The organism is Trueperaceae bacterium, from assembly GCA_036381595.1.
Classification (GTDB): Bacteria; Deinococcota; Deinococci; order Deinococcales; family Trueperaceae; genus DASVCN01.
This window is the reverse complement of sequence record DASVCN010000028.1, coordinates 117,258-143,055: the sequence shown is the minus strand read 5'-3', so window position 1 is coordinate 143,055 and position 25,798 is coordinate 117,258. Positions and strand designations below refer to the sequence as shown.

The following is a 25,798-nucleotide window of genomic DNA, read 5'->3' as shown; positions in this document are numbered from 1 at the left end:
TTCGTTCGCGTCCGAGGTGACTCGTGTCGCTCGTGAGGTGGGGACCGAGGGGAAGCTGGGTGGCCAGGCGAACGTCAAGGGTGTGGCCGGTACCTGGAAGGATCTGACCGACAACGTCAATTCGATGGCCGACAACCTCACCAGTCAGGTGAGGAACATCGCCGAGGTTACGACGGCTGTTGCGAACGGCGACCTGTCGAAGAAGATCACGGTGGACGTCAAGGGGGAGATCCGCGAGCTGAAGGACACCATCAATACGATGGTGGATCAGCTTAGTTCGTTCGCGTCCGAGGTGACGCGCGTCGCCCGCGAGGTCGGCACCGAAGGGAAGCTGGGCGGCAAGGCCGACGTCCAGGGCGTTGCCGGCACCTGGAAGGACCTCACCAACAACGTCAACCTGATGGCGTCGAACCTCACCAGCCAGGTACGTGGCATCGCCCGGGTCGTCACCGCGGTTGCGAACGGCGACCTGAAGAAGAAGCTGACCGTGGAGGCGATGGGCGAGGTCGGAGCGCTGGCCGACACCATCAACGACATGATCGACACCCTCGCCACCTTCGCCGACCAGGTGAGCGGCGTCGCCCGCGCGGTGGGCGTCGAAGGTCGCCTGGGCGGCCAGGCAGAGGTTCCCGGTGCGGCCGGTACCTGGAAGGACCTCACCGACAACGTGAACCAGCTGGCGGCGAACCTGACCACCCAGGTAAGGGCGATCGCCGACGTCGCCACGGCCGTGACGAAGGGTGATCTCACGCGCTCGATCGGCGTTGCCGCCGAAGGCGAGGTGGCGGTCCTCAAGGACACCATCAACGAGATGATCCGCAACCTCAAGGACACGACCGCGAAGAACACCGAACAGGACTGGCTCAAGACCAACCTGGCGAGATTCACGCGGATGCTCCAGGGGCAGCGGGAGATGCTCACCGTCTGCCGCCTCATCCTCACTGAGCTGGCGCCGCTGGTGAACGCCCAGCACGGTGTCTTCTACATCAAGGAGGAGCAGGAGGGCGAGGAGATGCTGGCCATGAAGGCCAGCTACGCCTACCGGGACCGCAAGCGGCTGGCCAAGAAGTTCCGGCTCGGCGAGGGACTGGTGGGGGAGTGCGCCCTAGAGCAGGAGCGGATACTGCTCACCAACGTCCCCCCCGACTACGTCCAGATCAACTCGGGCCTGGGCGAATCGCCGCCGCTCAACATCGTGGTGCTGCCGGTGATGTTCGAACTGGAAACGAAGGCGGTGATCGAACTCGCCTCCTTCGAGCGTTTCAGCCCAACCCACCTCGCTTTCCTCGAGCAGCTCACCGAGAGCATCGGCATCGTCCTCAACACGATAGAAGCCAACTCCCGCACAGAGGCGCTCCTCGAGCAGTCGCAAGCCATGGCCCAGGAGCTGCAGGACCAGCAGGAGGAGCTGCAGCAGACGAACGCGGAGCTGCAGGAGAAGGCGCGACTGCTGGCCGAACAGAAGGCCGAGGTCGAAAGGAAGAACGCCGAAGTGGAGATCGCCAGGCTGTCGCTCGAGGAGAAGGCGAGACAGTTGTCGCTGCGCACCTCGGACCTGCTGGCGCTCAACAGCGAGCTGGAGAGCTTCAGCTACTCGGTTTCCCACGACCTGCGCACTCCGCTCCGGGGGCTCACCGGCTACACCCACATCCTCCTCGAGGAGTACCGCGACAAGCTCGACGACAAGGGGCGCCAGTACATCGAGCGGGTCGGCGCGGCGGCCGAGCGGATGGCCGAACTGATCGACGCCCTGCTGACCCTGTCCCGCGTAGCGCGCGGCGAACTGAAGCGGGAACCGGTAGATCTGAGCAACATAGCCCGTCAGGTCCTCCTCGAACTGGGAGAGCGCCATCCTGAGCGGGATGTTCACGCCCAGGTATCGGACAACGTCGTCGTAACAGGGGACGAGGAACTGTTGCGACTGGTGCTCGAGAACCTGCTAAGCAACGCCTGGAAGTTCACGAGCGCGCGCGAAGGCGCTCAGATAGTGTTCGGGGTCCGCAGGACCGGTGAACGCGAAGTCTACTTCGTGCAGGACAACGGCGCGGGCTTCGACATGCAGTACGCCGAGAAGCTGTTCGTCCCGTTCAAGCGCCTGCACTCACCCGGAGAGTTCCAGGGCACGGGCGTCGGCCTGGCTACCGTCCAGCGGATCGTCCACCGACACGGCGGCAAGATCTGGGCCGAAGGCGAAGTAGGCCGGGGCGCGACTTTCTACTTCACGCTGGATGAGGTGACGCCGCCGGAGGACCTGCGCAACGGCGACCTGGAGATGCTCGGTAAGAACTGAGCCGGCCGGCCACATCTGGCCGGCGCTACTTTGCATGAAGGCTCCGGGAGAACTGGACTGGGCCGGCCCTGCGGGCCGGCCCGATCCGTTCAGAAGCGCTCGGTGACGGTTTTCGCCAGCATGAAGAGGCGGAGGTAGTCGGGGCCGCCGGCCTTGGCGTTGTCGCCAGATAGCTTGAAACCGCCGAACGGCTGCACGCCCACGAGCGCCCCCGTGATCTTCCGGTTCACGTAGATGTTTCCCGCCTCGAGTTCGTAACGGGCACGCTCGATCCGCGCCCGGCTGCGGCTGCAGAGGCCACCGGTGAGCGCGTACGGAAGCGAGTTGGCGATCTCCAGGGAGTGGTCGAAGTCGCGCGCGCGCACCACCGACACCACCGGTCCGAAGATCTCCTCGCAGGCGATCACGGCCTCGGGTGAGACGTCGGCGAAGACAGTGGGCTGGATGAACCAGCCGTTGCCAGCTTCCTTCGCGGCTCCCCCTCCGGCCACGAGACGTCCTTCGCTGCCCCCTTTCTCGATGTAGTCGAGGATCTTCCGGTACTGCCGCTCGTTGATGACCGCCGCGACGTCGTGATTCTCCTCGGCCGGGCCTACTGACAGCTTCGCGACGCCCGCCAGCACCCGCTCGAGCATCTCGTCGTAAACCTCGTCGACCACGATCAACCGGCTCATCGCCGAACACTTCTGCCCCTGGAAGCCGAAGCCCGAGGCCACGGCCGCGTCGGCGGCGAGCGCGAGGTCGGCCGTCTCGTCGACGATGAGCGCGTCCTTGCCACCCATCTCGGCGTAGACCTGCTTCATATGCATCTGGCCCGGCTGCATCCGCACGGCCCGCTCATGGATCCGCAGGCCGGTCCGAAGGGAGCCGGTGAAGTTGATGAAGCGGGTCTGGGGATGGTCGACGAGGGCATCTCCCAGGTCGGCGTCGTCCCCCGTGAGGAGGTTTATGACGCCTGGCGGGAAGCCCGCCTCCTCGACGCACTCCATGAACTTCTGGGCGATTATCGGCGTGTTCGGGGAGGGCTTCACGATCACCGTGTTGCCCACGACAACCGGGCCCACCGTCGTCCCTACGAGGATCGCCAGCAGGAAGTTCCAGGGCGGGATGACCACGCCCACTCCGCGCGGGATGAGGAACGTGGTGTTCTCCTCGCCCGGGTAGTCGTAGGTGCGCAGGGGCTCAGCCAGTCTCAGCGCCTCGCGCGCGTAGTACTCGGCGAAGTCGATGGCCTCAGCTACGTCGGCGTCGGCCTCACGGTAGTTCTTGGCGGCCTCGAACGTCTCCCAGGCGGCGAGCTCGAACTTGCGGCGACGCATAACCGCCGCCAGCTTCATCAGGCATCGAGCCCGGTGCTGCATCGGCAGCTGCGACCACGACCCGAAGGCCTCCCGCGCAACGTCCATCGCGCGCTCTATCTCCGCCGCCTTCGCCTTGGCGGATCGGCCCACCACCCGCTCCACGTTGCACGGGTCGAACGACTCCAGGTACTCGTTCGTCGTCACCCGGTCGGCGCCGATGACAAGCGGGTAGTCGCGTCCCAGTTCGCTCCTGACCGCCTCGAGGCTGGCGCGGTAGGCGCGCAGGTTCGCTTCGTCCCCGAAGTCGGTGAACGGTTCGTTGCGGTACGGCTCGAATAGCTCGGTCATCGTTCCTCGTTCCTCCCGTTCCTGCTTCCCTGGCCCCGGGCATCCGCTGCCGAGGCTCCACTCGTTCAGCCGATGAGGCCCTTCAGCACGAACATCAGGTTGGCCGGCCGTTCTGCCAGCCGACGGCTGAAGTAGCCGTACCAGTCGTGGCCGAACGGCATGTATACCCGAACAGGATGGCCGCGGTCGCGCAGCGCCCGCTGAAGGCCCGGTTTGACCCCGTAGAGCAGCTGGTACTCGTACCGGTCGCTCCCCGATCCCTTGAGATATGCTTCCGCATCGCGCACGATGCGCTCGTCGTGGGTGGCGATGTTGGCGGTCCCGCCCGCTTCGAGCAGCCGGTAGAGCAACTTCCGGTACTGGCTGTCCACCTTGGCCTTCTCCTGGAAGGCGACCCCGGCCGGTTCCCGGTAGGCTCCCTTGACGATCCGCAAGGTCGGCTTGGGATCGAGTTCCAGCAGGGCTTCGAGGTCGTCCTCGCTGCGCCGCAGGTAGCTCTGCAGCACAGTGCTAACGTTGCGGAACCCCTCCTCGTGGAGCGTCCGGTAGAGCTTCAGGGTGCCGTCGACGTATGGGTGGTTCTCCATGTCCAGACACACGTGGGCTCCAGCCTCTTCGGCACAGCGAGCGATGGCCCGTGCGTTCTCGAGCGCGGTCGCGAACCCGATGCCGAGGCCCAACTGGGTCGGCTTGACGCTCATCGCCGGGCTCCGCAGCTCTCTGCCAAGCGGACCGAGGCCCGCAACGATCCCTTCGGTCGCGGCCCGGGCTCCATCCGGGTCGTCGACGAATTCGCCCAGCAGGTCGAGGATCACCTGCAGCCCACTGGCCTCCAGCTCTCGGGCCCTCGGCAGCGCCTCTTCGAGGGTGGCACCGGCGACGAACCTGCCGACACCCAGTTGCATCCCGCGCCTGCGCAGGAACCTCTCTACCGGTTCCGCGCCGGCGAGACCCAGTAGCGACCTTCGATACAAACCTTCCAGCACCAGTTCACACACCTCGATACGATGGGCAGAACCTGCCCCGGCCTGAGTTCGTGAACCAGTCTACCAACGCTCGTGGATGCGCCTTGGGACGCTTCAGGAGCCAACTACCTTAGTAAAACTTCGAACAACCGTGCCCCTGGCAGGCTTGCTACGCTTGGGCGCACGAGGGGGCAGCTCAATGGGGTATTTGGAGATCTCGATGCGTTCAACGTGCGAGCGCCAAGCTTGCGATCCGGTCCACTCTCACGACTCCAACGAGGCAAGTCGCATCCGCCCCGCAGCCGAGGCCCCGGCGTGAAGCTCTTCTTCGTCCGCCACGGCGACACCGACTACAGGCAGGTCGAATCTCGCGGCGTCAGGGGGTGGGCGACTTCGTTCGCGCCGCTCACGAATCTCGGCCGGCTGCAGATAGACACCATCGCCGGCGACTTCCGTTTGCAGGAGACGCAGGGGATACTCTGCTCCTCCTACGCTCGCGCGCTCGAGTCCGCCGCCAGGCTCAGCCGGGCCCTCAACAAGCCCCTCTACGTCGAATACGACCTCCACGAGTGGCTGCCGCAGAAGGACTCGCTCGCCGACCTCGATCCCCGGCTCCTGCACCGAGCCAACGAGCAGTTGCGCAATCAGATGCGTGGGGTCGGTTCGGCGGCAGACGCGCCCTGGGAGACCCTCGACGAGGTGCGCGACCGGGTGATAGGCGTACTCCGTCGCTACGGTCACATGTCCAGCGTGGTGGTCGTCACCCATGCCGTCGTCATCAGCGCCCTGGCTGGTATCGAGCGACTCGTCGAGCACGCCGAGATAGTCCCCTGCGAGATCGATCTGGACGCGCCGGCGGGCCAGGTGGTGGGTGGCTTGCAGCAGTTGCAGTGAACCGAGTCCCGCACCCCACCATCCTCGAGGGCAGGCTGATCCGCCTCGAGCCGATGGCGCCCGAACACATCGCACCACTGCTGGCGATCAGCAGCCGCTGGCCGGAGGAGTACGCGCTGACCTCGACGCCCGTCGACGAGGAACAGGCTTCCGCCTATTTCGCCACGGCGTTCGCCGAGAGGGAGGCTGGCCGCGCCTACCCCTTCACGATATTCGGACGTGCGAGCGGCGAGGTGATAGGCTCAACCCGTTTCGCCGACATCCGCTGGCAGCACCGAAATGCCGAACTGGGCTATACCTGGTTCCGGCCTGACCTGCACCGCAGTGGAACCAACGTGGAGAGCAAGCTCTTGATGCTCGATCTGGCGTTCGAGCGTCTGGGCTGGGTGAGGGTGCAGATACACACCGACACCCGCAACGTTCGCTCTCAACGGGCCATCGAGGCGCTGGGAGCGGTCTTCGAGGGTGAACTGAGGCGACACATGATCGTGAAGGGTGGCTTCATCCGCGACACCAGGGTCTACTCGGTCGTCGACCTCGACTGGCCCCGGGTGAGAGAGCGCCTGCGGTCGCGCCTGATCGCCCGCGGGGTAGAACCAACCGTTTAGCGAGCAGCCGGACCGGAGAACGGTGGAAGCGGAGGGGCGGGCCGCCAGGCGGGCCCGCCCCTCCGTTCGGATCGGCGGCGATCTTCAGCGGATGCCGTGCAGGATCTCCTCCAAACCCTCGGGATCGGTGATGATGATCTCTTTCGGCTTGGTCTGGATGACCCGTTCCCCTTCGAGGGCCTTCAACGCCCTGGTGACGGTCTCGCGGCTGGTTCCGGCGAGGTTCGCCAGCTCCTGGTGGGTGAGGCGCACGAGGGCGCTGCCCCCCTCGGCCAGGTCGATCACGCCGGCCCGGTAGAGCCGCAGCAGCACGTACGACACGCGTCCCTGTGCATCCTTGTAGGAGAGGATCTGCGCCTCGTCATCCATGCCCCGCAGCCGGCGAGCGAGTGTCGAGGTGAGGTTGAGGCTGATGGTCGGGTACTGCTCCATCAGCTTTCGGAAGTCGTCGTTGAAGAGCAGGTAGGCTTCGACCTTGCTCAGCGTCATGGCCGTGGCGCTGCGAGCCTGCTCGCCCAGGAGCGCCATCTCGCCGAAGAACTCCGGAGGCTGCAGGATAGCCAGCGTCTTCTCGTGTCCACCCAGGTCGATCTTGGACAGCTTCACAAGCCCGTTGGAGAGGACGTAGAGCGCTTCGCCCGTGTCACCCTCCTGGAAGATGGTCGTCTGCGGTTCGTAGGTCCGCCGTTGCATCGAGCCGGCGGCGATCTCCAGTGCGCGCTCGGGCGCGTCCGCGAAGAGCGGCACGCTCTTGAGGAACTCCTTCATGTCGGCCATGTGCCCCACCCGCTGTCCATCTGCAAGCCCGGGTCGTACCGGATTGGTAGTGACTGCTTCCGATCGTTCGATGCCCATTGTGATAGCCCCCTTCGATGAAGAACTCTTCGGAATTGCGTCAGAGTAACATGACCCACCTGCGTTTATAGTACCCGTATGGCCCCCGTCCTGAGATGCAGATCGCTCGTCCGGTCGTTCGTCGCCGGCGAAGAGCGCGTCGAGGTCTTGCGCGGCGTCGACCTGGAGGTACGCAGCGGCGAGGTGGCCGCGGTCCTGGGACCCTCTGGGTCTGGCAAGAGCACTCTGCTGCACCTCCTCGCCGGTCTCGACTCCCCCTCGGCAGGCGAGATCTACTGGGGCGATTTCCCGGTGCACGATTATCCTCCGCAGGCTCTCGCCGCCAGGCGGGCGAGCTTCCTGGGGCTGGTGTTCCAGCAGCACTACCTGCTCGAGGACATGGACGTGCTCGACAACGTCACGCTTCCCGGCCGTATCCACGGCCGCCTGGATCGCGCTCAGGGCCGGCAACTCCTTGACAGCGTCGGGCTTTCCGATCGTGCTAATTTTTTGCCGCGACTGCTCTCGGGCGGTGAGCGTCAGCGGGTGGCCGTAGCCCGGGCCCTCTACGGCGAGCCCAGCGTCATCCTCGCCGATGAGCCCACCGGCAGCCTGGACCGGGAGAACGCGCGAACCGTCTTCCATCTGCTCGTGGAGCTGGCGCGCAAGCGTGGAACGTCGGTCGTGATGGTTACTCACGATGCAGGCCTCGTCGCCGAGGTCGACAGTCGCTACCGGCTGGAGGATGGGAAGCTGGTACGTCTGGCCAACGAGGTGGTGAGCCAGGTCTGACCGCTCGGAATCGGGACCGAAGCCGGGTCGTGGTGAGGGCGGAATCCTGACGAAAACGTGAAGCACGCGCGAAAATGCGTGTGCTAGCATGACTCAAAGCTCAGGCCAAGCGGATTAGTCACAGGCAGCGGGCTCCCTGCGCCTGAGCGGTTCCAACTGGAGGTGTCGATGAAGAGGCTATTGGTTGCAATGCTCGCCCTGGCGCTGTTCGGCCTAGTGGGGGCGCAGACCCTGGTATACGGCGTGAGCGGTCCACCCTCGTCGCTCGACTCGGTCGACTCGCAGGACGGGAACTCACTGGTCGTTTCGGGTCAGATCACCGAGACGCTCATAGGCTTCGCCCCCGGCTCGACGGAGCTCATCCCCCGGCTCGCGACCGAATGGAGTTCGAACGAGGACGGTTCCGTCTGGACCTTCGAGCTCCGCGAAGGCGTCACCTTCCACGACGGCACCCCGTTCAACGCCGAGGCGGTGGCCTGGAACTTCAGTCGTTGGAACGACCCGGAACACCCCTACAGCTTCCGCGATCAGGGCAAGACCTACACGCCCTGGACCTGGGTTTTCGGTGGGCCCAAGGGTGACGGCAGCATCCTCGACGAGGTCGTCGCCATCGACGAGAACACCGTCGAGTTCCGCATGAACCAGCCCAGTCCCTTCCTCCCGGCGCAGCTGGCCGCCATCTACTTCCAGATAGACAGCCCTACCGCCGTCATGGAAGCCGGCGTCGACTACGGCACTCCGGCAGTCGGGAGCGTCGGTACCGGACCCTTCAAGTTCGTCGAGTGGCGTGAAGGACAGGGCGTTGTGGTCGAACGCAACGACGACTACTGGGGAGGCCCGGCCAAGGTCGAGCGGGTGTTCTTCCGACCGATCACCGAGCCCACCGCTCGTCTCGCCGAACTGCAGGCGGGCACGATCGACATCGCCGTCCTGCTTGCTGCCGACGACCTCCAGGCGGTCGAGAGCAACCCCGATCTCGAGGCGGTGACCGCCGAGGCCGAACTCAACGTAGGCTACCTGGCCTTCCACCAGGCCAACGAACCGCTCGACGATCCGCTCGTGCGTCAGGCGATCGCGCACGCGATCGACCGGCAAGCGATCGTGGACGCCTTCTATCAGGGCTTGGGCGTCGTCGCCGAAGACCACCTGCCGCCCACTCTCTTCGGCCATGGTGAGCCCTGGCCGTACGACTACGACCCGGAGCGCGCGCGCGAGCTGCTCGCCGAGGCGGGCTACCCGGACGGCTTCTCTACCCAGCTCTGGTACATGCCGGTGAGCCGTCCTTACTACCCGGCCCCGCAGCCGATCGCCGAGACGATGGCCAGCTACCTGGCCGACGTCGGGATCGACGCGCAGCTGATGACCGAGGACTGGACCACCTACCTCGCCGACTACTCGACCGGCAAGTTCCCGATGTACATGCTCGGCTGGAACGCCGACTACGCCGACCCGGACAACTTCCTGATGACCTTCTTCGGGCCGGACGCGCAGGAGAACCAGCTCGGCTGGGACAGCCCCGAGGTCACCGAGGCGCTGACCACCGCTCGGCAGGTCGCCGATCCTGATCGGCGCGCGGAACTCTACTCCCAGGTGGTCAACACCGTGGCGGAAGAGGTGCCTTCTATCCCGATGGCGCACAACCGCTCGCTCAACGCTGTCCGCTCCAACATCGAAGGGTTCGTGATGAGCCCCCTCGGCTACAGCTCGGTGAGCTTGCACGAGGTGAGCAAGGAGTAAGCAGGTCCCTTCCGGCAGGGGCGATCCGTCGCCCCTGCCGCGCTATCTTGCTGTCAGCACGTATATTTACTGCGGGCCGTGGAGCAATCGGGCGCCGAAGCGTCGACGTCAGGAGCAGACGATCCCGGCTTCTATTGGAGTGAGATGAATTGACCGGATATGCCATCCGGCGACTGCTCGGCCTCATACCCGTGCTCGTCGGTGTGACGCTCATCATTTTCGCCATCACCCGTGTCATACCAGGCGACCCGGCAATAGCCATGCTCGGGCAGCGCTCCTCGCCGGCATTGCGCGAACGTCTGCGGCAGGACCTGGGTCTCGAGCGACCGCTGTGGCTCAACATGGCGGCGGCCCGGGAGAGCGGCGATTTCGCCGACCTTTTCGACTCCCAGTACTTCGACTACATGACCGATCTGGTCCAGGGCGACCTTGGGCGCAGCATCTTCAGCAACATACCTGTCGCCACCAGTCTGGCGGCTCGTTTCCCGGCGACGGTAGAACTCACCATCTTCGCGATGCTCTTCGCGACGGCCGTTGGCATTCCGGCCGGCGTCTGGGCCGCTCTGCGGCGCGGCACCGCTGCCGACACGGCAGTCGTCACCCTGGCCCTGTCGGGCGTTTCCTTCCCGGTCTTCTGGCTGGCGATAATCCTCATCTACATCTTCTCGGTGAACCTGGGCTGGTTGCCGCCGGGGCACAGGCTCTCGCCGATAGTCCAGTTCTCGCTCGAGCCCATCACCGGCTTCTACGTTCTCGACTCGCTGCTCAGGTGGAACCTGTCGGCCCTCTGGGACGCCCTCAAGCACCTGGTACTGCCGGCCATCGCCCTCGGCACGATCCCGCTCGCGATCATCGTGAGGATGACCCGGTCGTCGATGCTCGAGGTTCTGGGTCAGGATTACGTTCGCACGGCCCGCTCGAAGGGGTTGGAGGAGCGTCGGGTGGTCAACAAGCACGCCCTGAGGAACGCTCTCCTGCCCGTCGTCACCGTGATCGGCCTGTCGTTCGGAACGCTCCTCTCCGGAGCGATCCTCACCGAGACGGTGTTCAGCTGGCCCGGCATCGGCCGCTGGGTTTTCGACGCCATCTCGGCCCGCGACTACCCGATCATCCAGGGCGGGGTCATCTTCATCGCCACCATCTTCGTCGTCGTCAACCTCGTGGTCGACCTCGCCTACGGGCTCATCGACCCGCGGATCCAGTACGAGTGAGAGGAACGACGTGAGCAGCGCGACCCTAGAAGCATCCACGGCCACCGGCAGCGGTCGCAGCCAGACCAGACGCGCCCTCAGCCGCTTCTTCCGTCACACCACCGGAGTCGTGGGCCTCGGTCTCATCGCCTTCATCAGCATCGCGTCGCTGATCGCGCCGGTCGTCCACCCTTACGACCCGGCGACCGACCGCGACCTGCGGGCTCGCCTCGAGGCGCCGTCGGCGGAGCACTGGTTCGGAACCGACGAGTTGGGCCGCGATCTGTTCACCAGGGTCTGGTACGGGGGGCGCATCAGTCTGCGTGTGGGCCTCATCGCCGTAGCGTTCTCCCTCGTCGCGGGGACTCTGCTGGGCCTTGTCGCCGGTTACCTCGGCCGCTGGGTCGACACGCTGGCAGTCTGGTTCATCGACATCCTCATGGCGTTCCCCGGGATACTGCTGGCTATCGCTATCGTCGCCATCCTGGGACCCAGTCTCACCAACGCGCTGATCGCGATCAGCATCACCCAGGTGCCCATCTACATGCGCCTCACGCGCTCGGTGGTCCTCTCTATCAAGGAGAGCGAGTACGTCCAGTCGGCCAAGGCGTTGGGCGCCCGCGCTCCCAGGGTGGTGTTCAGGCACGTCCTCCCGAACAGCCTCTCGCCGCTGATAGTCCAGCTCACCCTGTCGATAGGGGTGGCGATCCTCGACGTCGCCGCGCTGGGCTTCCTGGGTCTGGGGGCCCAACCACCGGTGCCCGAGTGGGGCCTGATGATCCGCGACGGTTTCGCCCAGTTCGTGCGGGCCCCCTGGATGTCGATCTTCCCGGGCCTCGCGATCTTCCTCTCAGTGGTGGGCTTCAACCTGCTCGGCGACGCGATCAGAGATATCCTCGATCCGCGCCTCCGCAATCTGTGAAGCTGGCTGCGCCGTGCCAGCAGCCGCGTTGTTCCGCTGGAGGTGGAGCAGCCAGGCCTGGATGCGGGGCCGCCATCGTCCTAGCAGGTAGATGGCCGGTATCAGGAGGAGAGCCAGGAGCAGGGCGTTGCTGTCGCTCACCAGCACCTCGTCGCCCAGCCAGGCGCTCGCGATCACCCAGGGGAGGCGCGTTACCATCGCGGCGATCCACAGCTGCCGCAACGACAGGGTGGAAAGGCCGGAGACCATGACCGCGAAGTCGAGATTGAAGATCAGGAAGATGAGACCCCAGACGTAGACGGAGCGGATGCCCAGGAGCGATTCCCACGATTCGAGCACGCTCGGCCTGACGAGTCTGCGAAGCAGGGGACGGCCAACGCCGCGTGCGAGCGTGAGACTGATGACGGCGCCGAGGCCCAGTCCGATGATGCCGTAGAGGACGGCGGGCACGAGGCCGAAGGCCGAACCCCCCAGCGCCGCCACGAGTGGCGTGGGCACCACCGGCAACAACGCCGTTACGACGTACGAGAGGATGTAGTAGAGCGGAGCCAGCAGGCCCGCGCCGTTGATGAAGGCTGTGAGGGCATCGAGCATCAGTTGAACCGGTCCCATCGTAACGCCTGCCCGTGCTCGCCTGATGTGGAGGGCGTGAAGATGAGGCCGATGGTGAACTGCCTCGAGAGGAAATGACGATGAACGAACCTTACCCGTTGCTGCTCGAGAGGCGCCTGAGCAGGCGGCTCTGGGGCGGCTCCCAGATGGCCGACTATCTGGGCATCGAGGATGCGGGGGGTGACGAGCCGCTCGCCGAGTCGTGGCAGGTATACGAGGGAAACGAGATCCGCAACGGCGAGTTCGCAGGCCGCACGCTCGCCGAGGTGGCCCACGCGACCGGCGCCTGGCTACTCGGCACCGCCAGCTTGAGCCGCTACGGGACGAAAGTGCCGCTGTTGGCGAAATTCATCGATGCCGCCAAGCCGCTCTCCATCCAGGTGCATCCCGACGACGAATACGCCCGGCGCTTCGAGCCGACCACCGGGCACCTGGGAAAAGCGGAGGCGTGGTACATCATCTCGTGCGCGCCCGGGGCGCAGGTCGTCTGGGGCTTCCAGGGGGAGATGAGCGAAGGGCGTGTGCGCCAGGCGGTCGCCGACGGCGATCTCGAGAGGTACCTGAAGCGGGTTCGGGTGGCGCCGGGGGACGTCATCTACAACCCGGTGGGAACGGTGCACGCGATCGGCGCAGGGATCCTCCTCTTTGAGATCCAGCAGGCGAGCGACCTGACCTACAGGCTCTACGACTACGGTCGACGGGACGCCCAGGGCCGGGAACGCGAGCTGCACCTCGAGCAGGCGCTGGCGGTGATGAACTACGACGAGGGCGGGATGCCCAAGGTGATGTCGCTCGATATCGAAGTCGGCAGGCGCCTACTGGTGGAGAGCGAGCATTTCGGGATGGAGGCGGTCGAACCGCAGGGTAGGCGGCTGCGGCTGGGGACCAGCCCGGCCTCGCTGGAGATCCTCACGGTCACCAACGGTCGCATCGAACTGGGCCACCCAACGGGCGCGCTCGAGCTAGCGACCGGCACGTCGGTGGTGCTGCCAGCCGCGCTGGGGGAGTACCGGCTGGAGGGCGAGGGGCAGATCCTTCGTTGCTACGTGCCGGTGGTTTAGATGGAGCGTCCGCCCAACGCCCTGCCCGCACTTGGAAGACTGCTCAAGCCGTACCGCTGGCGGGTGGCGGGACTATCCGTTCTCATCGCCATCTCCGCGGCATTGGCCCAGGTGACGCCACAGTTCGTTCGCTTCGTCATCGACACGGTGATACCCGACGGCAGCCTCCGGCTGTTCCTTCTCACCGGGGCAGCGATGGCTCTGTTCTACATCGTCAACGAGGCCCTCTCGTTCGCCGCCATGTACCTGAGCTACGACTTCACCCAGAGAGTCATCCAGGACGTGAGAGCCAACGCCTACAGCCACCTGCTGTCGCTGCCGCTCGGCCGCTTCACCCGCGAGCGATCAGGTTCGCTGGTGTCCCGCGTCGTCTCCGATGTCAATGCTCTCGAGTCGATGATCCAGGCTGGGGCGACTCGCATCGTGGGACAGCTCTTCAGTATCGTCGTGGTCACCGTCATCCTCTTCGTGATGAACTGGCTGCTCGCGACGATCAGCCTTCTGATCGTGGCGGTGATGGGCTTCTTCACCGTCTTCTTCCAAGGCCCTCTGCGCCGTCTCGCCCGTCAGGTCAGGGCGCGGGTGGGGGAGATGACCGCAGTGGCCTCGGAAGCGATAGGCAATATCGCCGTGGTCAAGATGTTCACCGGTGAGGCTGGCGAGTTCCGGCGTTTCGAGCAGGAGAGCCAGCGGTACCGGCAGCTCAACCTCAGGCGGCGCCGCCAGGTCGGCTACATGCAGGCGGGCGTGGGCCTCTCATCCGAGATGGGCGTGGGAGCCCTGGTCCTGGTCGGAGGCTGGCTGATCGCCAGCGGCGGCGGTGGCGGCGCAGCGGGACTGACCACGGGCGAACTGACGGCCTTCCTGCTCTACCTGAACAACCTCGTCGGTCCGGTCCGACTCGTCCTCAACTTCAACAACGTATTGCAGGCCGGAGTGGCGGCCCTCGATCGCGTCGACGAACTGCTGAAAGAGAAGCCGGAGTCCGGCGGGGGTGAGGAGGAGTTCGAGGGCGGAGAGATCCGCTTCCGATCGGTTCACTTCCGCTACCCCGAGGCTGCCGAGGGGGAGTGGGCCCTGCGCGGCCTCGACCTCACGATCCCGGCGGGCACGACCGTCGCGCTGGTCGGCCCCTCGGGCGCGGGCAAGACGACGGTGGGCCGGCTCCTTTCACGGCTCTACGATCCTCAACAGGGCAGCATCACCGTGCGCGGCACTGATCTGCGCGAGTACCGTCTGGAAGCGGTCCGCCGGGCGGTGGCGGTGGTGCCGCAGGAACCCACCCTCTTCTCCGGGAGCGTCCGCGAGAACATCCGTTACGCGCGACCGGTAGCGGAAGACGCAGAGGTGCGCCGAGCTGCCGACCTCGCCAATGCCAGCGGTTTCATCGAGGCGCTGCCCGAGGGCTTCGACACCGAGATCGGCGAGCGCGGGGTGAAACTCTCCGGCGGCCAGAAACAGCGGGTGGCCATCGCTCGCGCCATCCTCAAAGGTGCTTCCATCCTCGTGCTCGACGAGGCGACCTCCAGCCTCGACAGCGAATCGGAGTCCGTCATCCAGGACGCGCTAACAGGCTACTTCTCTCGCCGTCGTGAACTGACCAGCATCGTCATCGCTCACCGGCTCTCGACGATCAGGGGCGCCGACACCATCTACGTGCTGCAGGACGGCCGCGTGGTCGAGTGGGGCGACCACCAGACACTGCTGCAGCGCCGGGGGCTCTACCGGCGGCTGTTCGAGATCCAGACCAGGAGCGCGGTCTCCTGAACGTGGGAAAGCCCCTCGGTTCGATACCGAGGGGCTTCGACGTTCCAGCCGACGCGAGTGGCGACGCTGGCGGTGAGTCCAGGGCCGGCGCGTCGCTCTTCAGAGCCTGGCCGAGGGCGAGGCGCGATCCCCTTCGTCCCCCTTCGGGGGCACGAACGCGGCCTCTTCCTCCTCGGGCAGCAGCATTATCTGCAAGACCTCCTGGAAGTCCTTCACCGGGATCACCTTGAGGTCACCGAGGATCGCCTCGGGGACGTCCTCGAGGTTGGCCTCGTTCGCCTCGGGGAGGATGACCTCCTTGATGCCCGCCTGGTGCGCAGCGAGCAGCTTCTCCTTCACGCCGCCGATCGGCAGCACCCTGCCGCGCAGGGTGATCTCCCCGGTCATGGCCACATCGCCCCGCAAGGGTTGGCCGGTGAGGGCGCTTATCACTGCGGTCGCGATGGCGATGCCGGCAGAGGGGCCATCCTTGGGCGTGGCGCCCTCGAGCACGTGCACGTGGAGGTCGCGGGTCTCATGGAAGTCGGCCGGAAGGTTGAACCTGGCCGAATGATTGCGCAGGTAGGCGATGCCGGCCTGCGCGCTCTCCTTCATCACCTCACCCAGTTGACCGGTGAGCGAGACCTTCCCCTTGCCCGGAACCGAGACGGCTTCGATGTCGAGGGTGACGCCGCCGACCGAGGTCCAGGCGAGGCCGTGGGCGAGGCCAACCTGCGGCTGCTTCTCGGCCTTGTCGTCGCGGAACGGCGGCACGCCCAGGAGCTCGCGGATCTCGTCGGCTCCCACCTTGCGCACGCCCTCCCAGGCTTCGCTGAGGTACTCCTTGGCCGACTTGCGAGCGGCCTTCGCGATCATCCTGTCCATGTTCCGCACGCCTGCCTCACGCGTGTACTCCGTGATGATCCGCCGCACGGCGTCGTCGGTTATCTCCAGCTTCCCCTCGAGACCGTGGTCCTTGAGCTGCTGCGGCACCCGGTAACGACGAGCGATCTGCACCTTCTCGTCGAGCGTGTAACCGGGGATCTGGATGACTTCCATGCGATCGAGCAGGGGCCGCGGGATGCTCTGGAGCGTGTTCGCGGTGGTGATGAACATGACCTTCGAAAGGTCGTACGGGATCTCCAGGTAGTGGTCCGAGAAGGTGTCGTTCTGCTCCGGGTCGAGCACCTCGAGCAGGGCCGAGGAGGGATCGCCGCGGAAGTCAGCGGTCATCTTGTCGACCTCGTCGAGCAGGAAGACCGGGTTGATCTTTCCGGCGGTCTTCATCCCCTGGATGATGCGGCCCGGCAGCGAACCGATGTAGGTGCGCCGGTGGCCGCGGATCTCGGCTTCGTCGCGTACCCCGCCAAGTGACATGCGCACGAACTCACGGTTGAGGCTGCGGGCGATCGACTTGCCCAGGGAGGTCTTGCCGACGCCGGGCGGCCCGACGAGGCAGAGGATCGGCGCCTTGTAGCGAGACTCCTCCACATCTTTGGTCAGCTGCCGTACGGCCAGGAACTCGAGGATCCGCTCCTTGGGCTCCTCCAGCGCGTAGTGATCGTCGTTGAGGATCTTCTCGGTGTGAGAGATGTCGAGCCGCTCTTCGTCGGCTTCGCTCCAGGGCAGATCGAGCAGGACGTCGAGGTAGGTTCGCACCACGGTCGCTTCGGGCGAACCACCGGCCATCTTCTCCAGCCGTTCGATCTCCTTGAGGGCCCGCTCACGGGCTTCCTCGGGCATGTTCTTCTCTTCGACCTTCTTGCGAAGCTCCTCGCCTTCCGATGCCTCGTCGCCGCCCAGCTCGCGCTGGATCGCCTTCATCTGCTCGCGGAGGTAGTACTCCCGCTGGTTCGAGTCCATCTGCTGCTTCACCCGGGCGCTGATCTGCTTCTCGGTGTCGAAGCGCTCCAGGTCGCGGGAGAGGAATCCGAAGACGAGCTCGATGCGCTTGGTGGCGTCGGCTTCCTCGAGCACCGCCTGCTTGTCGGCTACCTCCCAGGTAGCGTACTTGGCGACTACGTCTGCCAGCGGACCCGGCTCCTTGAGACTGCGGAGGTTCTCGAGGTGGAAAGAGTCGAGGCGGAGGTTCTTGTTCTGCTGGGCGTACTCGGCGAAAGCCGACTTCACCTGCTCTATCAGGGCCCTGGTGCGCGCTTCGTCGGCCCCGCCCTGGGTCTCGTTGATGGTCGTGACCCGAGCACGCAAGGTCGTGCCGGGCAGGAAGGAGTCGATGGAGGCTCGTTCACGCCCTTCGACGAGCACCTGGAGGGTGTCGTCGGGCAGGCGGATCACCTGCTTCACCACGGCCAGGGTGCCAACCGAGTAGAGCTGCTCGCCACTGGGATCGTCGATCCGTGGTTCGCGCTGCACCACCAAGAGCACCCGGTTGTCCGCTGCCTGCGCTTCCTCGAGGGCCCGCTTCGACTTGGGCCTACCTACATCGACGTTCTCCAGGGTCCTCGGAAGCACTACCTGGGTACGGAGGGCAATGACGGGAAGTTCCCAATCCATGGCTTAGTAAACCCTGACGCCATGTGCCCTACCGTAAGATGGCTGACCCCGGTCTCAGGCACGGCCGCCGCTCAGGCACGCTCCATCCGGAGGCTGGCGACGAAGAAGCCGTCGAGACCGCCGATGGGCGGAACCACGCCTCCCGCGCCGGCGCTTCGCAGCGGCAGCGGTAGCGCGAGCGCCTCGGGCCGGAACTCCGGATGCCGCCTCAGGAACCGTTCGACCTGGTCAGGGCCTTCCTCGGGCGTGAGCGCGCAAACCGAGTAGACGAGGCGGCCCCCCGGCTCGGTGAGCTTCGCGGCCGTGTCGAGCAGGTCGCTCTGCAACCGTGCCAGCTCGGCTACCGCGGCTCCGTCGAGCCGCAGCTTGATCTCGGGATTGCCGCGCAGGGTGCCGGTACCGCTGCACGGCGCATCGAGCAGGACCTTGGGCGCAGCCTCGGCACCAGGGGGTTGCCGGAGGTCCGCCACATGATGCTCCACCTCGAGTCCCAGCCGGCGAAGGTTGGACCGGGCGCGCTCGACCTTGCGGGGATCGACCTCGAAAGCCTCGACCAACGCCCCGGCGGCGGCCAGCTGAGCCGCCTTGATACCGTTGCCGGACGCCAGGTCGAGGACCCTTTCTCCCTCCTTCGCCCCCAAGGCGATCGCCGGCAGGAGGGACGCCGGGTTCTGCGGTTGAACGAGTCCACCCGTGAAAGCTTCGAGTTCTCCGAGTGGCCGGGACGGGCGGACCGCGAGAGTTCCGGGCAAGGGTCCGGGGCGCACCTCGCAGCCCTGGGCGGCCAGGACCTGTGCCGGATCGTTCCGGCCGTCGCCCGGGAACGCCGTCAGCCAGAGCGGCTCTGGTTCGAGCATCCCCAGCCCGGCTGCGTCGGCCTCATCGCCGAGCAGCTCGCGGAACCGAAGGTAGAGCCACTGCGGTAGTGAGCAGCGGAGATGAGGCGGCAGCTCCTCCGGTATCCGGGCTCTGCGCAGCACGGCGTTGGCGAGTCCGGAGAGCCGGGTGGACAGCGACTTCACGACCTCTACCCACTCGGCGACCGCCGCATGCGGCGCGGTTTTGCGCACGAGCAGTTCGTAGCTGCCCGCCCGCAGCGCGTTCCGCACGTCGGCCGGCAGCCGTTCCGGGTTCCGGAGCAGGGGCGCCAGGCAGGCGTCGAGGAGGATCTCGTGGCGCAGCGTGCCGTAGACGAGGTCGGTGAGCAGAGCACGCTCACGACCGTCGGTGAGCCGGCCCAGCAGGGAAGAGATCGAGGGTGCAGCGAAAGCGCCGCGATGAACGCGGCGCAACGCTTCCACTGCCAATCTTCTGGCCGAACTCGTCGTTCCCGGTGCCGCCGCTACCTCCGGCTCGCGGTGATGAAGTAGAGGAGGTAGGCGATAGATGTCGCCGCCGCGGCCACGTAGGTAAGAGCTGCCGCCGTGAGGACCGACCGAGCGCCCCCCGAGTCCTGGCTGGTGACGATCCCGAGCTGGTCCAGTTGGGCGAGGGCTCGCCGGCTCGCGTCGAACTCGATGGGCAGGGTCACGATGTGGAAGAGCACCGCCCCGGCGAAGAGCCAGATGCCGATGGTGAGCAGAATGTTCGGCCCTCCACCTAGGAACAATCCGAACATGGCGAGCATGGGCCCCCACTGACTGCCGATGCTGGCGATGGGCAGTATCGAGGTTCGCCAGGCGAGCGGCGCGTAGCCCCGCGCGTGTTGCAGAGCGTGACCCACCTCGTGAGCCGCCACCGCCATGCCGGCGACGCTGGCGCGACCGTAGTTGGCCTCCGAGAGCCGCACCGTCTTGTGGGTGGGGTCGTAGTGGTCGGTAAGCTGGCCTTTGACCATCTCGACCTTGACATCCCGGACACCGTTCGCGTCGAGGATCGCCAGGGCCGCTTCGCGCCCGGTGAGGCCCGAGGCGTTGGCCCTCTTCATCCACTTGCCGTAGGTGTTGCGCAGATACCACTGCACCAGCATCGAGCCGATGAAGGCTACTATCGCAATAAAGTAGAATCCCACTCTCAGTCACTCCTCCTCAGAGGTAGAACTCGGTCGGGCTGCCTTCGCGGCCGCCCTCCCCGAGCCCGATATGACAATAGTATACTCAGATTTCCTGGTTCAGGTAGTCGACCGGACGGGTGGCCGCCCGCCACTCTCAAGGCCACTGCCTCGCGGCTGGCGGCGAACGACGCTGCCTGCTTCCCTCCGGCCCGAGCTCCCCTCGGCCTAGAGCTCGATGGGGGAGTGGTTCGCCTCCGACGGCTCCTCGAGGTCGACGCGCTGGACCGCGAAGCGCACCGCCGTACGCTCCTCGCTCTGCAGTTCGAGCTTGACGAACGACGGCCGGGTGGTCAGATCGAGCCCGTCCGCCTCGATATAGCTGCGAGCGATGGCGATCGCTTTGACGGCCTGGTTCACGGCATGCGGCCCGATGGCCTGCACCTCGACCTCGCCCTCGTTCCTCAAAAGGGCAGCGATCGCACCCGCGACCGAGTTCGGTCTCGAAGTGCCGGATACTCGTAGAGTTTCGATCGTCAACCTCCTCGGCTGCTGGACGCAAAAGAGCTACGCGCGACGCTGATCAATCGACGGCATTATGCTGCCTCGGTTTCCGCGAAACGTGGGAGAGGCCCACGAAGTGCCGCAGCGAAACGGGTATCCGGCAGCGTCCCGAAATCGGCAGAAAAGCCTCCGAAAGCGGGTCCGGAGAGCCGCGACTCCCCGAGAAACCGTGCTTGACACTCACATTAGCACCCCTTATACTCGCCGCCAGTGAAACTCGTACCCGCCACCAGGATCGCGCACATCCTAGGCCTAGCGCCGCGGGGTACCGTCGTCTAGTTCCACGACATAGAGACGTTTTCCACCCCGCCAACCACAGAGTTGGCGGGTTTTTTGCTTAGGCACCGGCCGATACGGGCGCCGGGCAACAGGAGGAAGTGATGGGAAAGAGCAGACCCCAGATGACCGGAGCGGCTGCCGTGCTAACGGCGCTCGAGAGGCAAGGTGTAGATACCGTCTTCGGGCTTCCCGGTGGCGCGATAATGCCCATCTACGACGCCCTGTACGACTCCAGGATCCGTCACATCCTCATGCGCCACGAGCAGGCCGCAGCGCACGCTGCTGACGCCTACTACCGTGCCAGTGGGCGCTGCGGCGTCACTTTCGCCACCAGCGGACCCGGCGCCACCAACCTGGTGACGGGCCTGGCCACGGCGATGATGGACTCCTCGGCCCTGGTGGCAATCACCGGCAACGTGGCCAACCCGCTCATCGGCACCGATGCCTTCCAGGAGGCGGACGTCTACGGCATCACCCTCCCCGTCACCAAGCACAACTACCTGGTCAAACGGGTCGAGGACATCCCCAGGATAGTCGCAGAGGCGTTCCACATCGCCACCACCGGCCGTCCTGGACCCGTACTCATAGATATCCCCAAGGACGTTCAGCAGGCGCCGTTCGAAGGCTCCTTCGACGTCACCGTCGACCTTCCCGGCTACCGGCCCACCATCAAGGGGCATGCGGGGCAGATCCGCCGTGCCGCGAAGGCCATCGGCGAGGCGAAGCGACCGGTGATGATGGTGGGTGGCGGCGCCCAGGCCTCCGCAGAGGAGGTCTCGGCCTTCGTGGAGAGGACCGGCATCCCCGTCATCACTACCCTGATGGGGATCGGCGCCTACCCCTACGGCGCCCCCAACTCCCTCGGCATGCCCGGCATGCACGGTACCGTCTCGGCGAACCGCGCCATCACCCACTGCGACCTCATCATCGGGGCCGGCCTCCGCTTCGACGATCGGGTGACCGGCAAGCTCTCGCGCTTCGCTCCCAATGCGACGGTCGTGCACATCGACATCGATCCGGCCGAGATCTCCAAGCTGGTGAAAGCGCACGTGCCCGTCGTCGGAGATCTGAAGGACGTCCTGCCCAGGCTCGCCGATGAGCTCGAGCCGCTCGAGATAGAGGAGTGGTGGAAGCAGCTCGACGAGTGGAAGGGCTCCTACCGGGAACGCTACAAGCGCGACAAGCCGCTGGTGTCGCAGGAGGTCATCGAGATGCTGCGCGACGCCGCGGGCGGGGAGTGCATAGTCACCACCGATGTGGGGCAGCACCAGATGTTCGCGGCGCGGCTCTTCACCACCAACAGGCCACGCTCGTTCATTACTTCGGGGGGACTTGGGACCATGGGCTTCGGGCTGCCCGCTGCCATCGGAGCCGCCTTCGCGCGTCCCGACGAACCGGTGGTCGTGGTTTCGGGGGACGGCAGCATCCAGATGAACATCCAGGAGCTGGCGACGGTCTTCAAGCACCAGCTGCCGATCGTCATCGCCATATGCAACAACGGGGTGTTGGGGATGGTGCGGCAGTGGCAGGAGATGTTCCACGCCCAGCGCTACAGCGAGGTATTCCTCGCCGACAGCAACCCCGACTTCGCCAAGCTGGCCGAAGCGTACGGGGTCGAAGGACACAACGTCTTCGATCGCGACAGCGCTCGCCAGGCCATCGCCGATGCGTTGGCCGCGCGCAAGCCCGTTCTGCTCAACTGTGTCGTCTACGAGTCGGAGAAGGTGTTCCCGATGATCCCTGCCGGCGCCGGCGTCGACGAGATGATCCTTGGCGACCAGGATCCCGAAGATCGTGAGAACGCGCAGGAAGAGGTGGTCGCCTGATGGTGCACCGCCACGTGCTGAGCGTCACCGTGCGCGACCAGCCCGGCGTGCTGGTCCGTATCGCCGGACTCTTCGCCCGCCGAGCCTTCAACATCGAGAGCCTCTCGGTCGCTCAGACCGAGCAGCCGGGCGTTTCCCGTACCACTTTCGTCGTAAGCGGCGAGGACGACACCGTCGAGCAGGTCGAGAAGCAGCTGCAGAAGCTCATCGACGTGATCAAGGTGATCGACCACAGCGAGGCTCCCTACGTTGGCCGCGAGCTAATGCTCATCAAGGTGGCGGTCCGCTCTCCTGACGATCGGGTCGAGATGAGACAGGTCGCCCAGGATTTCCGCGCGCGCATCATCGACGTCCACCGTGACGCCCTGATCTTCGAGGTCACCGGTGACGAGAACAAGATCAGCGCATTCATCGAACAGATGCAGCCGTTCGGGATCATCGAACTGACCCGAACCGGCCGGGTCGCCCTCTCCCGCACCAGCAGCGACAACCGCTCCCACCGCCCCATCCAGAAGGTCGCCTGACCCTCTCCGCCCCCTGAGCTCGCGACCGAAGCGAAGCTCGAACCGAACGAAGGAAGGAATCACACTACCGCGATGCCCAATATTTACTACGACTCCGACGCCAACTTAGAGCACCTCCAGGGACAGACGATCGCCGTCATCGGCTACGGTTCGCAGGGACACGCCCACGCGCTCAACGCCAAGGAATCGGGATGCGACGTGGTCGTGGGCCTGCGCCGCGAGTCTGCGTCGTGGAGGGAAGCCGAAGGAGCCGGGCTCAAGGTCATGGGGGTGTCGGAAGCCGCCAGGGCCGGCGACATCGTGATGATCCTCCTGCCCGACGAGGTCCAGGGGCGCATCTACCGGGAGCAGATCGAGCCGCACCTCGAACCAGGCAACGCCCTCGCGTTCGCTCACGGCTTCAACGTCCACTTCGGCCAGGTGAAGGCGCCCGAGGGCGTGGATGTGTTCATGGTTGCACCCAAGGGACCGGGGCACCTGGTTCGCCGTGTCTACACGCAAGGGGCCGGAGTTCCCTGCCTCCTGGCCCTGCACCAGGACGCCAGCGGCACGCTCAAGGAGCGGGCGCTGGCCTACGCCAAGGCGCTCGGCGGAACCAGGGGAGGGGTCATCGAGACGACCTTCGCAGAGGAGACCGAGACCGACCTGTTCGGCGAGCAGGCGGTCCTCTGCGGTGGCATTACCGCTCTCATGCAGAGTGGGTTCCAGACGCTGGTGGAGGCCGGCTACCAGCCGGAAATCGCCTATTTCGAGTGCGTTCACGAGATGAAGCTGATCGTCGACCTCATCTACGAGGGCGGCTTCGAGCGGATGCGCTACTCGGTTTCGAACACGGCCGAGTACGGCGACTACGCGACCGGCAAGCGGATCGTCACCGACGAGACCCGGGCCGAGATGCGGCGGGTGCTGGCCGAGATCAGGAGCGGCGCCTTCGCCCGCGAGTTCCTCCTCGAGAATCAGGTGGGGCAGCCGACGCTCTCCACCGGAAGGCGCAACACCGAAGAGAGCCTCGTGTCGAAGGTCGGCAGGCGGCTCCGCAAGATGATGCCGTTCATCGCCGCGCCCGAGGAGCAGGCGCGAACGAATCAGGGTTGAAGGAGCGCGCGTGAGCAGGACGAGCAGCGACAGGTGGAAGCGGCGGCGGGAGGGCCGGTGGGGCTTCGGCTCCCTACACCGACTACCCGGGTCGTCCCCTTCGCTCGCCGCCTGAACAAGCCCGCTCGTACCCGAAAGGAGCCATTGCCAGATGGCCCACATAAAGATTTTCGACACCACGTTGCGCGACGGAGAACAGTCGCCCGGAGTAGCGCTCAACACCAAGGAGAAAGTGGAGATCGCCCGGCAGCTCGCCAGGTTGGGGGTCGACGTCATCGAGGCCGGCTTCCCGGTAGCCTCGGAAGGCGACTTCCAGGCGGTGCGGGAGATCGCCCGGGCGATCGGTGAGGAGTCCGACCGGGTGACCGTCGCGGGCCTGGCCAGAGCCAACCACGGGGACGTCGAACGGGCCGCTCAGGCGGTGGCCGACTCGAAGCGGCCCCGGATCCACACCTTCATCGCGACCAGCCCCATCCATATGGAGAAGAAGCTGGTCATGACGCCCGACCAGGTAGTGGAACGGGCGGTAGCCGCGGTCGAACTGGCGAAATCGTTCGTCGACGACGTCGAGTTCAGTGCCGAGGACGCGGGCAGGTCGGACCCTGAGTTCCTGGTTCGCATCTTCACCGAGACGATCGCGGCCGGAGCGACGACGATCAACATCCCGGACACTGTGGGTTACATGATGCCGTGGGAGTACGGCGAGCTGGTGCGGACCATCTGCGAACGGGTACCGGGCATCGAGAACGTGGACGTGAGCACCCACTGCCACGACGACCTCGGCTGCGCCGTCATCAACAGTCTGGCAGGCGTGATGAACGGCGCCACCCAGATCGAATGCACCGTGAACGGCATCGGCGAACGGGCCGGCAACGCCTCGCTCGAGGAGATCGTGATGGCGCTCGAGACCAGACGCGACTTCTGGCAGCACACGACCTCGATCAACACCCGCGAGATCTACCGGAGCTCTCGTCAGGTAGCGATGTACACCGGCATGGTGGTGCCGCCCAACAAGGCGGTCGTCGGCGACAACGCGTTCGCCCACGAGTCGGGCATCCACCAGGACGGCGTCATCAAGGCCGTCGAGACGTACGAGATCATGAGCGCCGAGACGGTGGGACGTGACGCCGGCGTGCTGATCATGGGCAAGCACTCCGGCCGCAGGGCGTTCCGCCAGTCGCTCGAGGAGCTAGGCTACCCGAACCTCGGCGACGAGCAGGTGAACATCCTCTTCCGGCAGTTCAAGGACCTCTGCGACAGGAAGAGCCGGGTGACCAGCGAGGACATCAGAGCGCTCGTCGACGCCGAGACGACCAGGGTGCCGCAGACCTACCGGTTGCTGGCGGTGCAGTTCCAGTCGGGAACCGCCCTGACTCCGGTCGCCACCGTCAGACTGACGACCGACACCGGAACCTACGAGGAGGCAGCCACCGGAGACGGGCCGGTCGACGCCGCTTACAAGGCCGTCGAGCGGATCAGCCAGGTGCCGGTGACTCTCGAATCGTACGAGATCCGCAGCGTCGGCGCCGGCAAGGACGCGCTGGGCGAGGTCTCCATCCGGGTGAGCAGCGATGGCCGCCAGGTGCATGGGCGCGGCCTCTCCACCGACGTGGTCGAGGCCTCGGTACTCGCCTATGTCGACGTCCTCAACAAACTCGCCGCCGGAGTCGCCCAGGCCGAGGAGAAGGTCTCCACCCCCTGAGGTG

At 65.8% G+C, this 25,798-nt stretch carries 21 protein-coding genes; 13 read left to right on the top strand and 8 right to left on the bottom strand.

Going from position 1 to position 25,798, the window contains the following annotated elements:
• The coding region (locus tag VF168_11075) for a HAMP domain-containing protein (GenBank protein ID HEX7004713.1) at window positions 1-2,290 on the top strand (2,290 nt) is incomplete at its 5' end.
• A gap of 89 nt (window positions 2,291-2,379) precedes the next feature.
• On the opposite strand, the gene pruA is transcribed toward VF168_11075, so the two are convergent.
• Together pruA and VF168_11065 are read right to left on the bottom strand one after the other, a co-directional pair.
• On the bottom strand, window positions 2,380-3,939 hold the full coding sequence (gene pruA, locus VF168_11070) for an L-glutamate gamma-semialdehyde dehydrogenase (GenBank protein HEX7004712.1): 1,560 nt from the start codon (window positions 3,937-3,939) through the stop codon (window positions 2,380-2,382).
• A 65-nt stretch (window positions 3,940-4,004) separates the two neighbouring features.
• Entirely contained in the window at window positions 4,005-4,937 is a 933-nt protein-coding gene (locus tag VF168_11065) for a proline dehydrogenase family protein (protein ID HEX7004711.1), read from the bottom strand.
• A gap of 282 nt (window positions 4,938-5,219) precedes the next feature.
• Between VF168_11065 and VF168_11060 the strand changes: the two genes are divergently transcribed.
• Both VF168_11060 and VF168_11055 read left to right on the top strand, forming a co-directional pair.
• Window positions 5,220-5,798 carry a histidine phosphatase family protein gene (locus VF168_11060; protein ID HEX7004710.1) on the top strand — a complete coding sequence of 193 codons (579 nt, stop codon included), beginning with the start codon at window positions 5,220-5,222 and terminating at the stop codon, window positions 5,796-5,798.
• On the top strand, window positions 5,795-6,406 hold the full coding sequence (locus VF168_11055) for a GNAT family N-acetyltransferase (GenBank protein ID HEX7004709.1): 612 nt from the start codon (window positions 5,795-5,797) through the stop codon (window positions 6,404-6,406). The genes VF168_11060 and VF168_11055 overlap by 4 nt, the downstream gene beginning before the upstream one ends.
• Before the next feature lie 84 nt (window positions 6,407-6,490).
• On the opposite strand, the gene VF168_11050 is transcribed toward VF168_11055, so the two are convergent.
• Window positions 6,491-7,261: a Crp/Fnr family transcriptional regulator gene (locus VF168_11050; GenBank protein ID HEX7004708.1), complete on the bottom strand. Its 771-nt coding sequence runs from the start codon at window positions 7,259-7,261 to the stop codon at window positions 6,491-6,493.
• Window positions 7,262-7,339: 78 nt separating this feature from the next.
• Here VF168_11050 and VF168_11045 point away from each other — a divergent pair, with 78 nt between their 5' ends.
• The 4 genes from VF168_11045 (at window position 7,340) to VF168_11030 (ending at window position 11,881) form a co-directional block, all read left to right on the top strand.
• Window positions 7,340-8,032 (top strand): ABC transporter ATP-binding protein, encoded by a 693-nt coding sequence (locus VF168_11045; protein ID HEX7004707.1) that lies wholly within the window; start codon window positions 7,340-7,342, stop codon window positions 8,030-8,032.
• A 168-nt stretch (window positions 8,033-8,200) separates the two neighbouring features.
• Window positions 8,201-9,769, top strand: a complete 1,569-nt coding sequence (locus VF168_11040) for an ABC transporter substrate-binding protein (protein ID HEX7004706.1) — start codon at window positions 8,201-8,203, stop codon at window positions 9,767-9,769.
• A gap of 149 nt (window positions 9,770-9,918) precedes the next feature.
• Window positions 9,919-10,980, top strand: a complete 1,062-nt coding sequence (locus VF168_11035; protein ID HEX7004705.1) for an ABC transporter permease — start codon at window positions 9,919-9,921, stop codon at window positions 10,978-10,980.
• Between the two features lie 10 nt (window positions 10,981-10,990).
• Window positions 10,991-11,881 (top strand): ABC transporter permease, encoded by an 891-nt coding sequence (locus tag VF168_11030; protein ID HEX7004704.1) that lies wholly within the window; start codon window positions 10,991-10,993, stop codon window positions 11,879-11,881.
• Here the strand turns inward: VF168_11030 and VF168_11025 are convergent.
• Window positions 11,810-12,493, bottom strand: a complete 684-nt coding sequence (locus VF168_11025) for a VTT domain-containing protein (protein ID HEX7004703.1) — start codon at window positions 12,491-12,493, stop codon at window positions 11,810-11,812. The two genes, VF168_11030 and VF168_11025, sit on opposite strands and share 72 nt — an antisense overlap.
• 80 nt (window positions 12,494-12,573) lie before the next feature.
• Between VF168_11025 and VF168_11020 the strand changes: the two genes are divergently transcribed.
• A complete protein-coding gene (locus tag VF168_11020) occupies window positions 12,574-13,554 on the top strand; it encodes a type I phosphomannose isomerase catalytic subunit (GenBank protein HEX7004702.1) in 981 nt (326 codons plus the stop codon).
• Entirely contained in the window at window positions 13,555-15,321 is a 1,767-nt protein-coding gene (locus tag VF168_11015; GenBank protein ID HEX7004701.1) for an ABC transporter ATP-binding protein, read from the top strand.
• Window positions 15,322-15,420: 99 nt separating this feature from the next.
• On the opposite strand, the gene lon is transcribed toward VF168_11015, so the two are convergent.
• From lon to VF168_10995, 4 genes are all read right to left on the bottom strand, one after another.
• Window positions 15,421-17,814: an endopeptidase La gene (lon, locus tag VF168_11010; protein HEX7004700.1), complete on the bottom strand. Its 2,394-nt coding sequence runs from the start codon at window positions 17,812-17,814 to the stop codon at window positions 15,421-15,423.
• A 71-nt stretch (window positions 17,815-17,885) separates the two neighbouring features.
• A complete protein-coding gene (locus tag VF168_11005) occupies window positions 17,886-19,121 on the bottom strand; it encodes an RsmB/NOP family class I SAM-dependent RNA methyltransferase (GenBank protein ID HEX7004699.1) in 1,236 nt (411 codons plus the stop codon).
• 35 nt (window positions 19,122-19,156) lie between these two features.
• The gene (locus tag VF168_11000) at window positions 19,157-19,825 is read right to left on the bottom strand and encodes a zinc metallopeptidase (GenBank protein HEX7004698.1); all 669 of its coding nucleotides are present in this window, start codon (window positions 19,823-19,825) and stop codon (window positions 19,157-19,159) included.
• Between the two features lie 207 nt (window positions 19,826-20,032).
• Window positions 20,033-20,338 carry a stage V sporulation protein S gene (locus VF168_10995; GenBank protein ID HEX7004697.1) on the bottom strand — a complete coding sequence of 102 codons (306 nt, stop codon included), beginning with the start codon at window positions 20,336-20,338 and terminating at the stop codon, window positions 20,033-20,035.
• A 410-nt stretch (window positions 20,339-20,748) separates the two neighbouring features.
• On the opposite strand from VF168_10995, the gene ilvB reads away from it, so the two are divergent.
• From ilvB to VF168_10975, 4 genes are all read left to right on the top strand, one after another.
• A complete protein-coding gene (gene ilvB, locus VF168_10990; GenBank protein HEX7004696.1) occupies window positions 20,749-22,473 on the top strand; it encodes a biosynthetic-type acetolactate synthase large subunit in 1,725 nt (574 codons plus the stop codon).
• On the top strand, window positions 22,473-22,997 hold the full coding sequence (gene ilvN / locus VF168_10985; protein ID HEX7004695.1) for an acetolactate synthase small subunit: 525 nt from the start codon (window positions 22,473-22,475) through the stop codon (window positions 22,995-22,997). Before ilvB ends, ilvN begins: the two co-directional genes overlap by 1 nt.
• Window positions 22,998-23,069: 72 nt before the next feature.
• Window positions 23,070-24,092, top strand: coding sequence for a ketol-acid reductoisomerase (gene ilvC, locus VF168_10980; protein HEX7004694.1), 1,023 nt, complete (start codon window positions 23,070-23,072; stop codon window positions 24,090-24,092).
• Between the two features lie 151 nt (window positions 24,093-24,243).
• Window positions 24,244-25,794 (top strand): 2-isopropylmalate synthase, encoded by a 1,551-nt coding sequence (locus VF168_10975; protein ID HEX7004693.1) that lies wholly within the window; start codon window positions 24,244-24,246, stop codon window positions 25,792-25,794.
• Window positions 25,795-25,798: the final 4 nt, after the last annotated feature.

Excerpts from the sequence above, each read along its gene's own strand:
- ilvN (HEX7004695.1), top strand. The coding sequence starts at position 22,473 with ATGGTGCACCGCCACGTGCTGAGCGTCACCGTGCGCGACCAGCCCGGC.
- VF168_11050 (HEX7004708.1), bottom strand. The coding sequence starts at position 7,261 with ATGGGCATCGAACGATCGGAAGCAGTCACTACCAATCCGGTACGACCC.
- pruA (HEX7004712.1), bottom strand. The coding sequence starts at position 3,939 with ATGACCGAGCTATTCGAGCCGTACCGCAACGAACCGTTCACCGACTTC.
- lon (HEX7004700.1), bottom strand. The coding sequence starts at position 17,814 with ATGGATTGGGAACTTCCCGTCATTGCCCTCCGTACCCAGGTAGTGCTT.
- VF168_11020 (HEX7004702.1), top strand. The coding sequence starts at position 12,574 with ATGAACGAACCTTACCCGTTGCTGCTCGAGAGGCGCCTGAGCAGGCGG.
- VF168_10975 (HEX7004693.1), top strand. The coding sequence starts at position 24,244 with ATGGCCCACATAAAGATTTTCGACACCACGTTGCGCGACGGAGAACAG.
- VF168_11045 (HEX7004707.1), top strand. The coding sequence starts at position 7,340 with ATGGCCCCCGTCCTGAGATGCAGATCGCTCGTCCGGTCGTTCGTCGCC.
- VF168_11040 (HEX7004706.1), top strand. The coding sequence starts at position 8,201 with ATGAAGAGGCTATTGGTTGCAATGCTCGCCCTGGCGCTGTTCGGCCTA.
- ilvC (HEX7004694.1), top strand. The coding sequence starts at position 23,070 with ATGCCCAATATTTACTACGACTCCGACGCCAACTTAGAGCACCTCCAG.
- VF168_11015 (HEX7004701.1), top strand. The coding sequence starts at position 13,555 with ATGGAGCGTCCGCCCAACGCCCTGCCCGCACTTGGAAGACTGCTCAAG.
- ilvB (HEX7004696.1), top strand. The coding sequence starts at position 20,749 with ATGGGAAAGAGCAGACCCCAGATGACCGGAGCGGCTGCCGTGCTAACG.
- VF168_11025 (HEX7004703.1), bottom strand. The coding sequence starts at position 12,493 with ATGGGACCGGTTCAACTGATGCTCGATGCCCTCACAGCCTTCATCAAC.